The 15,933-nt window shown below is 38.1% G+C and carries 12 protein-coding genes and 1 riboswitch; of the genes, 2 read left to right on the top strand and 10 right to left on the bottom strand.

Translation table 11 applies throughout. The annotated features are described in order from the left end of the window. Window positions 1-122 precede the first annotated feature (122 nt). The 7 genes from NYE67_RS18625 to NYE67_RS18655 form a co-directional block, all read right to left on the bottom strand. On the bottom strand, window positions 123-635 hold the full coding sequence (locus NYE67_RS18625; protein WP_340726352.1) for a GNAT family N-acetyltransferase: 513 nt from the start codon (window positions 633-635) through the stop codon (window positions 123-125). A 67-nt stretch (window positions 636-702) separates the two neighbouring features. Beyond that, window positions 703-4,131, bottom strand: coding sequence for a methionine synthase (metH, locus tag NYE67_RS18630; RefSeq protein WP_340730773.1), 3,429 nt, complete (start codon window positions 4,129-4,131; stop codon window positions 703-705). Then, window positions 4,124-5,968 carry a bifunctional homocysteine S-methyltransferase/methylenetetrahydrofolate reductase gene (locus tag NYE67_RS18635; protein WP_340730774.1) on the bottom strand — a complete coding sequence of 615 codons (1,845 nt, stop codon included), beginning with the start codon at window positions 5,966-5,968 and terminating at the stop codon, window positions 4,124-4,126. The genes metH and NYE67_RS18635 overlap by 8 nt, the downstream gene beginning before the upstream one ends. A 109-nt stretch (window positions 5,969-6,077) precedes the next feature. Beyond that, window positions 6,078-6,175, bottom strand: a riboswitch (SAM riboswitch). Between the two features lie 96 nt (window positions 6,176-6,271). Beyond that, window positions 6,272-7,657 (bottom strand): protoporphyrinogen oxidase, encoded by a 1,386-nt coding sequence (gene hemG / locus NYE67_RS18640; RefSeq protein WP_340730775.1) that lies wholly within the window; start codon window positions 7,655-7,657, stop codon window positions 6,272-6,274. Window positions 7,658-7,810: 153 nt separating this feature from the next. Next, complete coding sequence (locus tag NYE67_RS18645) at window positions 7,811-8,302, bottom strand: chemotaxis protein (protein ID WP_340726356.1); 492 nt, start codon at window positions 8,300-8,302, stop codon at window positions 7,811-7,813. 100 nt (window positions 8,303-8,402) lie between these two features. Beyond that, the gene (locus tag NYE67_RS18650; RefSeq protein WP_340730776.1) at window positions 8,403-9,248 is read right to left on the bottom strand and encodes a tetratricopeptide repeat protein; all 846 of its coding nucleotides are present in this window, start codon (window positions 9,246-9,248) and stop codon (window positions 8,403-8,405) included. 1 nt (window position 9,249) lies between these two features. Next, the gene (locus tag NYE67_RS18655; protein WP_191701824.1) at window positions 9,250-10,137 is read right to left on the bottom strand and encodes a LysR family transcriptional regulator; all 888 of its coding nucleotides are present in this window, start codon (window positions 10,135-10,137) and stop codon (window positions 9,250-9,252) included. A 195-nt stretch (window positions 10,138-10,332) separates the two neighbouring features. On the opposite strand from NYE67_RS18655, the gene NYE67_RS18660 reads away from it, so the two are divergent. Then, a complete protein-coding gene (locus NYE67_RS18660; RefSeq protein ID WP_191701825.1) occupies window positions 10,333-11,079 on the top strand; it encodes an alpha/beta hydrolase in 747 nt (248 codons plus the stop codon). 197 nt (window positions 11,080-11,276) lie between these two features. On the opposite strand, the gene NYE67_RS18665 is transcribed toward NYE67_RS18660, so the two are convergent. From NYE67_RS18665 to groES, 3 genes are all read right to left on the bottom strand, one after another. Beyond that, on the bottom strand, window positions 11,277-12,650 hold the full coding sequence (locus tag NYE67_RS18665; protein WP_340730777.1) for an S-layer homology domain-containing protein: 1,374 nt from the start codon (window positions 12,648-12,650) through the stop codon (window positions 11,277-11,279). Between the two features lie 177 nt (window positions 12,651-12,827). Continuing rightward, on the bottom strand, window positions 12,828-14,459 hold the full coding sequence (gene groL / locus NYE67_RS18670) for a chaperonin GroEL (RefSeq protein WP_340730778.1): 1,632 nt from the start codon (window positions 14,457-14,459) through the stop codon (window positions 12,828-12,830). A gap of 117 nt (window positions 14,460-14,576) precedes the next feature. Further along, window positions 14,577-14,861 carry a co-chaperone GroES gene (gene groES, locus NYE67_RS18675; protein WP_191705257.1) on the bottom strand — a complete coding sequence of 95 codons (285 nt, stop codon included), beginning with the start codon at window positions 14,859-14,861 and terminating at the stop codon, window positions 14,577-14,579. A gap of 274 nt (window positions 14,862-15,135) precedes the next feature. On the opposite strand from groES, the gene NYE67_RS18680 reads away from it, so the two are divergent. Then, the gene (locus NYE67_RS18680; RefSeq protein WP_340730779.1) at window positions 15,136-15,864 is read left to right on the top strand and encodes a CPBP family intramembrane glutamic endopeptidase; all 729 of its coding nucleotides are present in this window, start codon (window positions 15,136-15,138) and stop codon (window positions 15,862-15,864) included. Window positions 15,865-15,933: the final 69 nt, after the last annotated feature.

The following is a 15,933-nucleotide window of genomic DNA, read 5'->3' on the forward strand; positions in this document are numbered from 1 at the left end:
CCCTCTTTCCTGTAAAAATAATTAATTACATCGTACAAAAAAGACACACATGACGAAACGCTTAAATATCACAACTTTTTTATGACAGTTGTCATATGACCAGGTGACAAACCAAATTATAGTTAACGTTCCTGGGGGTTTTTAGGCCCTTCTAAATCAAGCTGATAAAATACTAAATCCAACCATTGTCCAAATTTATATCCAGCATTGCGAATTGTGCCACTGTACGTAAATCCTAACTTCTCATGAATTTTTATACTTGCAGTATTTTCTTTATCGATACATCCAACCATTGTTTTTACGTCATTCGCCTTTGCCTCTTCTATTAGCGAATGCATGAGCTTGCTCGCAATTCCTTTTTTATAATGGTTTTTATGCACATATACAGAATGCTCTACCGTATATTGATAGGCAGGATAGGCACGGAAACTTCCGTAGGTGGCATAACCCGCAACTTCCCCATTACTATCAAACACAAGTAACGGCTCACCGGAAATCTGTTTTTGTTCAAACCAGCGTAATCGGTCTTCTAATGTTTGCTCTTTATACATATAAATGGCGGTTGAATTTAAAATATTGTCATTAAAAATTGCCAAAATCTCAGGTACATCTTCTTTTGTCGCTTGTCTAATCATCTATTTCATCCTCCAGGTAGCAAAAGCCGCTTCACCCTAACTTCGGTAAAACGGCTCTTGAATCATATTATACGTTGAAGTAGCGTGCATCCGGATGTGCAAATACAATCGCCGATACACTTGCTTCAGGTTCCATCATAAAGCCCTCTGTTAATTGTACACCAATTTTTTCTGGCTTTAATAGGTCAAATAGCTTTTCCTGATCTTCTAAATTTGGACATGCTGGGTAACCAAAGCTGAAACGTTGCCCTTGGTATTTGGCAGCAAACCGGTCACGCATTGTAAAATCTGTCGCATCCGGGAATCCCCATTGGTCACGTATTTCCTGGTGAATACGCTCCGCAAAGCCTTCAGCTAGCTCGAGTGCAGTTGCCTGCAATGCATGGCTCTCCAAAAATTTTCCTGCTTCTTTTAACTCATTTGCCTTTTGGCTGACACCTTTACCTGCTGTCACAACCATTAATGCGATGTAATCCATCTCTCCGCTATCGACCGACTTCAGGTAATCCGACAAGCATAAGAATGGCTCTACTTGCTGGCGCGGGAATGTAAAACGTTGAATTTCTGTTTTCGCATCTTCAGGACTATATACGACTACATCATCACCATCTGATTGAGCAGGGAAAAATTGATACATGCCTGATGCACTTAATACATCACTTTTCAAATATTGATTTACTAAATCATTTAATAAAACAGCACGATCATCCTGGTCAGCTAGCATTTGTTCTAAATTGCCCTTTAACCCTAAATGATGTCCGATTAAAGTACGCATATTTACATATGGGTGTAAATGGGCGATCGAGTAGTCCGGTTTAATATGCGGCACTAAATCTTTCGGCTTCCATACGTCAGCTTCCTTCACTGTGCGAACAGGCTTAACGGCAACAGCCACAGGTCGTGCCGCGCGTTTTGCATCTGATTCTATACGTTTTTCCCGAGATTCACGTAACTCTTCCAACAGTGCTTCACGCTCGTTTACATTCATTAATCGGTTTGCCTGTTCCAACCCTTGCATCGCATCTTTTGAATAAATGACCGGTCCATCATATTGAGCGGCAATTTTTGTTTCCGTAAAGCGCCGCGATAATGCTGCACCACCTACTAAAATTGGCACATCAATTCCTGCTTCTTTAAAGTCCTGTGCTGTAATGACCATTTGCTGAGCTGATTTCACGAGTAATCCTGATAAACCGATAAAATCGGGCTTTTCTTTACGAACAGCTTCAATAAGTTGGGCTGGGGTTACTTTAATCCCTAAATCCACAACACGGAAGCCGTTATTACTTAATATAATATCGACTAAGTTTTTTCCGATATCATGGACATCACCTTTAACGGTTGCTAAAACCATCGTTCCTTTAGTAGAACTCGTATCGCCTTTTTCCATAAATTGCTCTAAATGAGCTACCGCCGCTTTCATGACACCTGCGCTTTGCAGTACTTCGGCTACAATTAACTGGTTTTCATTAAATAGGCGACCAACTTCCGCCATTCCCGCCATTAATGGCCCATTAATGATATCCAGTGGTGCATCAAATTTTTCCAGTGCTGCATTTAAATCTTCAATTAACCCTTCTTTCGTACCTTCTAATATGTAATACGCAAGACGTTCTTCCACTGTCGCCGGTAATTCTTTCACAACTGCATCTTTCTTTTTATCGCGGTAAAAGTCAGTAAATACAGCGAGTGTTTTATCATTTGTATTGAATATTAAATCATTCGCCAGCTTGATCTCCTCTTCAGGAATCGACGCATAGCGCTCCAGTTTTTCAGTATTTACAATCGCATAGTCCAAGCCTGCTTGTGTACAGTGATATAAGTACACTGCATTTAATACTTCACGTCCAACTGGTGGTAAACCGAACGAAACATTACTTACACCGAGCACTGTTAAGCAGCCAGGTAAATGTTCTTTAATGAGGCGAATCCCTTCGATTGTTTCCTCAGCGGCACCGATATATTGCTCGTCACCTGTACCTACCGGGAACATTAACGGGTCAAAGATTATGTCTTCTGCTGACATGCCCCATTTTTCTGTTAACAACTTATAAGAACGCTTCGCTACTTCAAGCTTTTGCTCACGTGTAATAGCCATTCCAGTTTCATCAATCGTACCGACAACAAGTGAAGCCCCATATTTTTTCACGAGTGGCATAACAGCATCGAAACGCTCTTCTCCATCTTCCAAGTTAATCGAGTTAATAATGGCCTTCCCTTGCGAAAACTTCAGTGCGACTTCCATTACATTTTCATCTGTAGAGTCAATTACAAGCGGCACTTTAACTTTTTTCACAACTTCCTGCATGAAGTTTTTCATATCTTCTACTTCATCACGGTCAGGGTTTGCTAAACAAATATCGATGACATGCGCCCCGTTTTTCACTTGTGCACGCGCAATTTCCGCTGCTTCTTCAAATTTGCCGTCAACAATCAGGTTTTTGAATTTACGAGAGCCGATTACATTCGTACGCTCTCCGATAAATAACGGACGCATAGATTCATCATATTGCAAAGGCTCGATACCCGATACGACATGTCCGTGTGTTACATCTTTCGGCTCATGCGGTTTATAGCCATCTACAGCTTCACGGATCGCCGCGATATGTGCTGGCGTTGTACCACAGCAGCCGCCGACAATGTTCAGCCAGCCTTTTTCTGCGAAGCCTTGTAATTTTTTCGATAATGAATCCGGCGTTTCATGGTAGCAGCCTTCTTCGTCCGGTAAACCTGCATTCGGATAACAGCTAATATAGCCATTCGAAAGCTCCGCCAATGAACGGAGATGATCGGTCATAAATTCCGGACCTGTCGCACAGTTCAATCCGACAGACAACGGTTTAATGTGCTCAATTGAAATATAAAATGCTTCGATTGATTGCCCAGCAAGCGTTGTTCCCATTGGCTCAATCGTCCCTGAAATCATGACAGGCAACTCTTTACCAAGTTCTTCAAAGGCACGGTGAATTGCAATCGTTCCTGCTTTAACATTGAGCATATCTTGGGAAGTTTCCATTAAGAGCAGATCCGCCCCAGCTTCGATTAGCGCTTTTGCCTGGATATAAAAGTTTTCTTCTAGCTCTTCAAAAGTAATACCACCTGTTACCGACAATGTTTTTGTCGTAGGGCCGATTGCACCTGCGACAAAGCGCGGCCATTCTGGTGTCGAAAACTCTTTTGCCGCTTCCAGTGCAATTTCAACCGCTCGCTTATTGATCTCAACCGCCTTGTCCCCTAAGTCATATTCATCAAGAACAAGTGGTGTTCCGCCAAACGTATTTGTACAAATAATATCAGCGCCAGCAGCTAAATATTCACGGTGAATTTTGCCCAATACATTAGGTCTTGTAAGTACCAGGTTTTCATTACAACCGTCTAAGTCTTCTCCGCCAAAATCCTCATATGTTAGGTTTTCTGCCTGAAGCATCGTCCCCATTGCACCATCGATGATTAAAATTCTTTTTTGTAATTGCTCATGAATTGGGTGATTATACATTCGACTGAACTCCTTTACTTTCCACATCATATTGTTTTACATGCTCCATTAATTCCAGCGTCATATCATAGCGTAAAAACGGTGTAATTAAATAAATACCGTTAAAGTATTTGCATGCCGTATCGAGCAGCTCTTTGGCAATAGCGATTCCTTCTGCTGTCGATGCTTCCTTGTCATCCCCGCAAGCAGCCATGCGCGCAAGTACTTCATCGGACAATTTAATGCCCGGTACTTCATGATGTAAAAATTCCGCGCTGCGTGAAGATGTAAGTGGCATAATCCCGATATAAATCGGTGTTTCCAAATGCTTCGTTGCCTCATAGATTTCGATAATCTTTTCTTTCGTATATACCGGTTGTGAAATAAAGTAATCTGCACCATGCTCGATTTTCTTCTCTAAACGAGCTACAGCACGGTCCAATACACGGACATTCGGATTAAATGCAGCGGCCACCGAAAAATCCGCCTGTTTTCGCAGCGATTTCCCAGTAAAAGAGCTACCTTTATTTAACTGCTTTATAAGTGAAATAAGCTCCATTGACGAAACATCATATACGCTCGTTGCCCCCGGGAAATCCCCCACTTTTGTCGGGTCCCCTGTCACGACCAGAATATCATGAAGTTCAAGTGCATCAAGTCCCATTAAATGTGACTGAAGCCCAATTAAATTGCGGTCACGGCACGTTAAATGCGGCAATGAACGAATTCCATGCTCTTTTAAAATCGCAGCCATCGCGATATTACTGATGCGCGGGGATGCAAGTGAGTTATCCGCCATCATAATGACATCGGCTCCCGCTTTTGCCAGTTGTTTTGCCCCTTCTACAAACCCGTCAATTTCTAGATGACGCGGTGTATCAAGTTCCACAATGACAGAACGTTCACGTTTTGCTTTTTCATGGAGCGGTTCTTGCTTACGTGGCTCCGGAATACGGACAAATTGTGTATACCCGGGTTTTTCCTCTTTCGTTTCAATTGGCTGCATATTCGCCAGACGTTGTTTTACCGCCGCAATATGCTTCGGTGTCGTCCCACAGCAACCGCCAATTAAACGGACTCCTTGATTTACGAGTTCAACGGCTGCACGAGCAAAATAATCGGTTTCTGATTCATAGACAACACGGCCATCTTCAATATCTAATAACGATGCATTTGGATAAGCTGATAAAAAAGCTTTGTTCGGTAAGTTGACCCCTTCAAACGCCTGAATTGTATGGAAAGGACCTAACCGGCAGTTGCTCCCAACAATATCTGCACCTAACCTTTCCAATTCATGAAATGCTTCATTTAAAGACATTAAATTTTGAAGGATACCTGGTTCCTGCATCGTCACTTGGGCAATGATCGGTAAATCGGTCATTGATCGTAATAGGTGGACACAATGCGATAATTCTTCAAAGTCGTAATACGTTTCCAGTAAGAAGCCATCCGGTTCACCAGTTAGTAATACTTCCACTTGCTCTTGAAAGGCAGTTAAGATTTCATCTAATGTTGCATCACTTTTCCGAATCCCTCTAATGCCACCGATTGTTGCCAGAACATACTGTCCCCCCGGAGCAGCTGCACGCTTCGCAATCTTCAGTGCAGCTTCGTTAAATTCTTTTACATGACTTTCAAAACCATATCGAGCTAACTTAATCGCATTCGCTCCATATGTATTTGTTTGAATAATGTCTGCACCTACAGCAATATATTCACTATGAATTTTCTCGATAATTTCTGGTCGTGCAATATTCATTTCCTCATGGCAGTAATCCAACCCATAGGAATAAAGTAAAGTTCCAATTGCTCCGTCCGCCGTTAAAACGCGTGTTTTTAAATCTTGTAGTAAACCCAATTATTTCACTCCATTATTCACAGTATTTTCAGTATATTTTTAATACAAAAAAGCCTTCTTTCACTAAGCAAAAGAAGGCTTGATAGTTGTCAGTCGTCAACTTAATCCCTTCTCATCTTCTGGCTATCGCCACTGGATTTAGCACCTGACATAATGTTGGTTGCTGAAGTTTCAACGGGCCAGTCCCTCAACTTCTCTCGATAAGAAATTTTATGAATTTTTCTAAAAATTTAAAATTATTTAAGCTATCATATCGTTATCTAAATAAGACGTCAATACCCTTTAGCCTAATAAAGTATTTCTTTACATAATTCGTGCAATAATTTGTTCCGCCGTTTTTTTACCGTTTTGAATACAAGCACCGATCCCTACCCCAAAGTATGAACATCCAGCTAAAAGCAGATTCGGATAGTGCACTTCTAAATCGTCCACAACTTCAGATAACGCTTCATTATGCGCTAAATCATAGCGAGGCATCTGATTAATCCATTTCGTTATATTTACGACGGTTGGTTTCGCTTCAATACCCAAACTTAAGCGAATATCCTCCATTGCGACTTTCTCCAACTCTTCATCAGTCATGGCTGCCAGTTCTTCATAGCGCGGATTAATATTTTTATAAAATAAACGAACAAGCAGATTCCCTTCTGCTGAAGTATGCTTCCATTTACGACTTGTCCATGTAGAGGCATTACATACTAAATCACTATTATGGGAGACGATAAAACCTGTACCATCTGCTGGTAAAACACTGTCTGGTACATCAAAACCAACATACATCGTTAATGCTGATGCTGTTGTAAACTTTTCTAACTGTCCATCTAATTTTTCGTCTTGCAATACAGTACGTACTGTATTATTCGGCACAGCAAGGACCACAATATCCGCTATAATCGTTTCGTCCTCTAATACAACTTTATACTGTTCCCCTACTTTTTGTATTTGCTCAGTTGCGGCCTTTTTTATGAATTCCACTTCCGGCAATTGCTCTTCAAGGCGGTCAATTAATGAAGATAACCCCTTCTCGAAAGAAATAAATTTCTTATCCGCTGCTTTTTCAAACTGCTCGCGATTAGCTTCAAAACCTTTCATAATCGACCCATAATTATTTTTATAATCGACTAAATACGGTAATGTTGAAGCTAAGCTCAGCTGGTATAAATCTCCCGAATATACCCCTGCCAATACAGGAGCAATTTGTTTTCGCACTATTTCTTCCCCTAAAAAATATTCCAAAAATGCACCGATGGAACTTTCCTTCGTAAATTTTGTATTTGGAATGTCTATATCCTTTAATGCTCTTTTCTTTCCTTCTTCTGAAATTAACGTGCTCGACATAAGTGATTCCACGCTCATTGGAATCCCGAATGTTGACCCCGCGGGAATAGCATGTAGCTCATTATTAGTATGAATGTAGGATATACCTGTTTCGTTATAAACAAGCTCCGAATCAAAGTTAAGCTCTTTTACGAGCTCTAGGACATTTGGATGGCGGGCCACAATGGAATCCGCGCCGGTTTCCATAATAAACCCTCCTTCATGTACGGAATGTATCTTTCCGCCTAAATAGGGATTTTTTTCGATTAATACTAATCTTGCTTCGATATTCTTTTCATGCATTTGGTTTTTTAAATAATGCATCGTACACAATCCGGTAATTCCGCCACCTACTACAACTACAGTTTTCATATTAATTCGCTCCTATTTCGTTCACTCTCTCCTAACAGTATAATCTTTTTCGTTCAAAATATGGTCATAACGATATTACAATTTTCTAAATTTATATTGAATAAAAAAAACACAAACCTCCTCTGGTTATTTGAGAAAGTTTGCTTCATAGTTCTATTTAAAGGATAATTGCTGTGTCAGTGAAATAATCTCCGCTTCCAACGAAGCAGAACGTTTATCAAAATAACGTATGCGTTCTAAACTACGATTTTCGATATGTTTATTGGAATCTAACATATTAATAACATCACATGTGAAAAGTTTTAACGTACGGAAACCCGATTCAATTTTCCTTACTTCTTTTCCAAATGTTAAAGCCGTGTTATCAGTAGTTTTACCTTTTTTTATTTCGATAATATTTTTATTAATGAGATGATCAATCTCATTATAACGATCTGTTTGTTTATACGTCATCATTTGGATTCTTTGATTATATTTTATGACATCTTTATTATCTAATCCAGTTTGGACATATTCCCTTAAATATTCAACAATTGTACAAAGCATTGTTAAGTTTTCCCGTTGCTCCAATAGAATTTGCTGTAGTTTTTGAATAACATCTTCATTGTCATTAGAAGAGATATGCGGTACGGCAAACATGAACATAAAAATTCCCCTCCTTATCACTTTTCCCTATTGGTTATATTCCCAAGTTTACTGGAAAATTAAACATATAAATTACTAAGAAGTATAACTAAATTCCATCCTATTCGTTAAGGTTTTCAAGGCTTTTCAATTTTTCATGCCACTTAGCAGCTTCTATAGAATTTGTTTTTTCATAATAGTCTACTACCCTTTTTGTAGCTTCGATATCCCCTAGTATACTGGCCTGCTTGTAATAAGCCATGGCTCTGTCTACATCCTGCATGACGCCATGACCATGCTCATAGCAGTAACCTAAGTTATAAATTGCATCGACATGGAAATGCTCGCCCGCTTGTCTAAACCAGTTGATTGCTTCTCTATCGTTCTGCTGCTGGTTAAGTTCCCCTGAATAGAAAATCATACCTAGCCGATATTTAGCCTCTACATATTGAAGAGCAGCACTGCGCTTATAATAGTCCAAAGCTTTGGATGCATTACATTTGGTTCCCAAACCTTGCTCATACATAATTCCCAGTGTATACATCGCTTCTGGTACACCAAGCTCCGCTGCTTTTTCAAACCAAAAAAATGCTTTTTTCTCGTCGACTTCTGTAGCTTCACCATTGAAATACATATCAGCCAAATTATTCATTGCATCACGGTGACCTAATTGTGCAGCACTTTTATACAAGGATAAAGCTTGATGCTCACTGCCTTTTCCACCAAGGCCTTCAATATAACAGTTCGCTAGCTCATACATCGCCTCTGAATTTTTTCGTTCACTCATCTCATTGAGTAAATCGTACATTTCACCAAAATTACCATATTGTTTATATAATAAAGCAATATTGATAATTGCTTTTTCGCTACCTTTTTCCGCTAACTCGAATTCCTGTAACCAAATCGCTAAATTGTCTACTTCCCGTTCCTTAAGCCACACTAAAAATTTTGCATACTTGTCCATCATTTTAAACTTCCCTTTGCTGAAAATAATCTAATAAATATTGTCTGAATTCAACAACAGCAGGCGGGAGATATCGGTTTTTCGCCCAAGAAACACCAACAGAACGATAGCATGGAGGCTCTACCTTTAACCTCTTTACCTTATAATGGTCAAGCCCTTTAATATTTGGAATGAGGGAAATACCCATCCCCGCGCCTACAAATCCCGCCACAGTATGCATTTCTTCAGCAGCAAATGTTGTATTAAGTTCAATTCCCGCATCTAAAAAAAATTCATCGACTAACTGTCGTAGCGAGTTGCCTTTTTTTATTGCGATAAATGGTTCATTTTTTACTTCATCTAGTTTTACGGATTCCTGCATAGCTAATGGATGTGTTGTCGGAACAATTACGAAAAGTTCCTCCACAAATAATTCCTCAGTTTCTATTTCAATTACCTTTGATTCTATTTTTTGAGATAGGCACAAATCAATGGCCCCTTCTTCTAGTCTTTTCATTAAATTTAGTGAAGTAGCCTGTGTTAAAGAAAAATGCATATTTGGAAAAGCCGAGCTTGTTGAAGCGATTAATTCGGGAACTACTTCCATACCGAGTGTATGAATAAAACCAAATGATACTTCTCCTGAACCTGGCTTAATAATATCTTCAAATTCCTCTTTAATACGATCATATTCATCTAAAATTACATTTACACTTTGCAAAAAAAGCTCACCAAATCGATTTAAATAAATCGAACGACCTTCACGGTTAAAAAGTGGCACACCGAGATGCTGTTCGATGTTCGCAATTGATTTACTTAATGCTGGCTGGGAAATAGCTAAAACTTCTGCCGCACGTGTCATATGTTGCATTGTAGCAACGGTTTTGAAATATTGAAGCTGTTCAATCTCCATAATTCAACCCCCACATTATTCATAACTTTTTCGAATCAAAACAATAAGAATAATAAATTGTACTTATATATCTATACTCTTTATAATAAGCGATAGCAGCAAGTTTTCATAACAAAAATAATTTAAAATTTCAATAGTTTTTATAAATTTTTATAAAATGGACATAATTAATTTTACAAAGGGGTCTAATAGACAATGAAACTCATCGCGCCGAAACCTTTTACAATGGAAGCCGGTAAACGTGCTGTTTTATTACTGCATGGTTTTACTGGAAATACAAATGATGTAAAACGTTTAGGAAAATATTTAGCGGATCGTAACTACACAGTTCATGCACCATTATATAAAGGTCATGGCGGTGGTCCTGACTTATTAATCCAATCTCAACCAACTGAGTGGTGGGATAGTGTAATCGAAGGCTATGATGATTTACGTAATCGTGGCTATGAAGAAATCGCAGTAGCAGGTGTTTCCCTTGGAGGTATTTTCTCATTAAAGCTTGGAGAAGAACGACCAACAAAGGCAATTGTTACAATGTCTGCTCCAGCAATGTCAAAATCAACGGATAGTTTACAAAATCGAATTGTTGAATATGCGATTAACTATAAAAAGTTATCAGGTACGTATGATGAAACAGTGGATAGCCATACTAAAATTGCTGAACTTATGAAAATGCCGTCTTTAAATTATTTACAGAGCATGATTAATGAAACAAGCGAAAAGTTAAATGTCATTGAAACACCTGTTCATATTTTACGCGGTTTTGAAGATGATGAATATTATTGTGAAAGTGCCGATCTAATTTATAGTTCAGTAAATTCACGAATTAAATCAATTAAAACTTTCATTAATTCCGGACATATATTAACATTAGGTAAAGAACGTGAATTAGTGTTTGAAGAAATTTACCGTTTCTTTGAAGGTTTAAAGTGGAAAGAGTAGAATTACTCGAAGTAAGTGTATTAAGATAAAATAGTGTCCCCTTGCAAAAATCCCCGTTTTTGCAATGATATATTTGAAAGACATTCCATGCTCTTCTGGGTGGGAATGTACCCTTTCTTGACGAGTGGAGTTTTATTTACTCGTCACAAAAAAAACGAGCGCCAAATGGATCCCCGTCCATTTAACGCTCGTTTTTTCTATTCTTTTGAATTTGCGAGTACGAGAATTTTTGCTAATTGCGCACGTGTAACATTGCCTTTTGGCGAGAATGTAGTAGCGCTAGTTCCTTGTACAATACCACTATCAAATAAATAAGTAATTGCTGCTTGTGTTTCATAAGCATAGTTCTCGATATCCTTAAATGGAGCAAGTTCTTTTGGTTCAAACTCTTCTCCAGCTAAAGCATTTGATAGACGCATTAAAACTAAAGCTAGCTGTGAGCGTGTAATATTGCCTTGTGGATTAAAATATCCATCATTTTCAAGGACTAATCCTGCTTCATATGCTGCCGCAATTTCATTTTGTGATTGCTGTGCATAATGGCTAATGTCTTTAAATGGGGCAGGTTTTGTTGCCTTTAATTCAAAGGCACGTGAAATAACCGATAATACTTGGGCACGTGTCATATTCGTATTCGGCTTAAAGGAACCATCTTCGAACCCATTCATAAAACCTTTAGTATAAGCGATATCAATATATTCTTTACCCCAATGATTTTTAGTATCCTGAAACGGTGCTTCTTTAATTTCCTCTTCCGGAATTGTTTCTTCTACTTCTTTAATAATGGAATTTAAATAATCATTCATCATCTTATCTGCGACTACTTTATAGCCTGCTTCACTTAAATGAATATTTGCAGGGTTAGGAAGGTACGCTTTCGAATCAGCTGCAATTAATTGGGCTACTTCCGAAAAAATACCTTTATTAGTTTCTACTATATTTTTGATTGAATTGTTGATCGTTGTTACAAGCATATTTAATTGGGTTTGGATAACTGGATCTTGAATAGCGGGAAATGGATTGTAAAGTCCCATTACGATAATCTCAACATTCGGATTAATTGAATAAAGAGTTTTGAAAATCTTATCATAGTTCGATGATACTTCCTGTACTCCTTTTAAAACACCTGCTGCATCAAATGTAATGCCGCCTGTCTCTGAGCGAGTCACATATTTTAATATATCATTTGCACCTACGCTTAATGAAATTAGGTCGGCTTCCTGAATTGCCTGCTTAATGGAAGCTGTTTTTTCTGACTGACCATTTAGATCATAAATTGGCTTTGTGACATTTTCAACAATATCATTTAAAACATTTACAGTTGTATAGCCCGGGTAAGAAAACCCTTTGTTAAACTGGATTCCCTCTTGCTCATCCATATAACTTTTAGCGATTAGATCGGCATACCCGAGTCCAATTTCACTATTTTCATTCACCCCTGCAGCTAATGAATCACCGAGCGCTAAATAGTTCAATAAATCACTATTTTCTTCAGCACTTACCGTTGTAGAAAAAGGCAGTATTAGTTGCAATACCATTAGTACTACTGCAAAAAACGAGAATTTTTTCATCCAATTTCCCCCTTATTATGTAACTTGTTCATATTATAAATTATTGGTTGTTAAAAAACAAAATCTTCTTATATTGTTTATTTAGACAAAAAACATCGTATGACTTCAAAATCATACGATGTTTTTAACTCCAATTAAGGCTGTCTATATTAATTTCGGATAAGGATTAATTACGAATTACATCATCCCTGGCATACCCATGCCGCCCATATCCGGCATACCTGATCCAGCTGGTTCTGGAATATCTGCAACTACTGCTTCTGTTGTTAAGAATAATGAAGCTACAGAAGCTGCATTTTGTAATGCTGAACGTGTAACTTTTGCTGGGTCAACTACACCTGCTTCAATCATGTTTACCCACTCACCTGTTGCTGCATTAAAACCGATTCCAATTTCTTCGCGTTTTAGGCGGTCAACGATGATTGAACCTTCTAAACCAGCGTTTTCAGCAATTTGACGTACTGGCTCTTCTAATGCACGTAAAATAATACGTACCCCTGTTGCTACATCGCCTTCTACTTGGTCTAATACTTTTTCAACTGCTGCGTAAACATTTAGAAGTGCTGTACCACCACCTGATACGATACCTTCTTCTACTGCTGCACGTGTTGAGTTTAATGCGTCTTCAATACGTAATTTGCGCTCTTTTAATTCTGTTTCTGTTGCTGCACCAACTTTAATTACTGCAACGCCACCAGCTAATTTTGCTAAGCGTTCTTGTAACTTTTCTTTATCAAATTCTGAAGTTGTTTCAGCAAGTTGTGCGCGGATTTGGTTTACACGACCAGCTACTGCATCTGTGTTACCAGCACCTTCAACGATTGTTGTGTTATCTTTTGATACGATAACTTTAGCAGCACGACCTAAAGTTGATAAATCCGCTGATTTTAAATCTAAGCCAAGATCTTGAGTAATTACTTGTCCACCCGTTAATACAGCAATATCTTCTAACATTGCTTTACGACGGTCACCGAAGCCTGGAGCTTTTACAGCTACTGCGTTGAATGTACCACGTAATTTATTTACTACTAATGTTGCAAGAGCTTCCCCTTCAACATCTTCAGCAATAATTAAAATTGGACGACCTTGTTGTACTACTTGCTCTAACACTGGTAAAATTTCTTGAATGTTAGCGATTTTTTTATCTGTAATTAAAATGAATGGGTTATCTAGTACCGCTTCCATTTTATCTGTGTCTGTTACCATGTAGTGTGATGCATAGCCACGGTCAAATTGCATACCTTCCACTACATCTAATTCTGTTGTAAAACCTTTTGATTCTTCAATTGTAATAACGCCGTCGTTTCCTACGCGCTCCATCGCATCTGCAATGTATTGACCGATTTCTTCATCCGCTGAAGAGATTGCCGCTACTTGTGCGATTGATTCTTTATTTTCTACTGGACGTGAAATCGCTTGAAGCTCTGTTAATGCAGCTGCAACCGCTTTGTCCATCCCTTTACGAATACCTACTGGATTAGCACCAGCTGTTACGTTTTTAAGACCTTCACGAATCATAGCCTGTGCTAAAACTGTTGCAGTAGTTGTACCGTCACCAGCAATTTCATTCGTTTTAGAAGCAACTTCAGCTACTAATTTTGCACCCATATTTTCAAATGCATTTTCTAATTCAATTTCTTTGGCGATTGATACACCGTCATTTGTAATAAGTGGAGAACCGAATTTTTTCTCTAAAACAACGTTACGTCCTTTAGGTCCTAAAGTTACTTTTACAGCGTTAGCTAATTTATCTACACCAGATGCCATTAATGAACGTGCTTCTTCTGAAAACTTAATATCTTTTGCCATAATTCATTTTCCTCCTAAAATTTGCGATCTATTATTTAAATATATTTTTTATGAAGATGAGCAGCTAGCAAAGTTTAATATGTAAAACTAGCTGCATAATTACGTTTTAATTTGGAATTATCCGACAATTGCAAGTACATCGCTCTCACGTATAATTAAATATTCTACGCCGTCGTACTTCACTTCCGTACCAGAGAATTTAGAGAAGATAATTTCGTCGCCTTCTTTTACGTCAAGCTCAAGACGAGTGCCGTTGTCAAGAACACGACCTGTACCTACTGCCACTACTTTACCAGTTTGTGGTTTTTCTTTTGCTGAGTCGGGTAAAACGATACCAAATGCCGTCTTTTCCTCTACCTCAACAAGTTCGATAATGATGCGATCTCCTAATGGTCTTAACAATTGAAACAACCTCCTAAAGAAATTTTCTTTTTAGCACTCTCAATTGTCGAGTGCTAACACATTTATTAGTTTAATGAATTCTATATTTTTTTGCAAGTATGTGCTTTAAAAAATTTTGTTTTATTGCTAAATTCCTCTACAATAAAGAAGTAATGTATGCTAATGGCTATATCATAATAGTCCTTAGTTAAATGTATAATAAAAAATACGGCATTTCACACGATTTTTGTGTAGAATTTCATGCTGTAACAATTAGAAAGAAGGTTATTAATCCGTGACGTCTACCTCATCTTCTAAGTTTAAAACACAGAAAACTGCATTTTATGTGTTATTAACTTATATCATTTGTCAATTATCAGTCTTATTACTTATATTCATTCCTAGTTTAAAAGATTCCCTTTTACAACTTTTTTCTGGTGTATCTGAGCAAGACCGTATAATTAAATTACAGGCTTGGTGGACAACAATAGCATTTGGGGTCGCATTTGTCGTGAGTTTTATTTTGATCTCCCGCAATAAGCAATTTTGGGATGTTTTTAAAGGGGAAAAAGCGTCGATTGGGTCATCCATCGGTTGGGGGATTATTGGATTTTTCCTCGTATTTTTAGGGCAAACTATTGGAGCGTATATAGAGCTCGCCTTAGGAATTGATATGGGTTCAGAAAATACAGAAGCAATTATGAATGTCACAAAAGTAGCACCTATCATGATTGTTGCTACCGTATTTCTAGGACCAGTTTTGGAAGAACTCGTATTCCGTCGCGTTATTTTCGGTTCAATTATTCAAAATTATAACTTCTGGATTGCGAGCATTATTAGTGCTATCATCTTTGCTGCCATTCATATGGACTTCACTCACATTTTACTTTATACCATTTGTGGTATGATTTTTTCATTTTTATATTTTAAAACAAAGCGACTTCTCACACCGATTATCGCTCATATCCTTTTAAATGGGTTCGTGACATTTGTTCAGATGAATGCAGATAAGTTTCAAGTATAATTTTTCAAACCCGCTATAGATTGAATAGCGGGTTTTTCAATTCCATAAATATGGACTGCAGTATTTTAC

The sequence above is a fragment of the Solibacillus sp. FSL W8-0474 genome, from assembly GCF_038004065.1.
Taxonomy (GTDB): Bacteria; Bacillota; Bacilli; order Bacillales_A; family Planococcaceae; genus Solibacillus; species Solibacillus faecavium.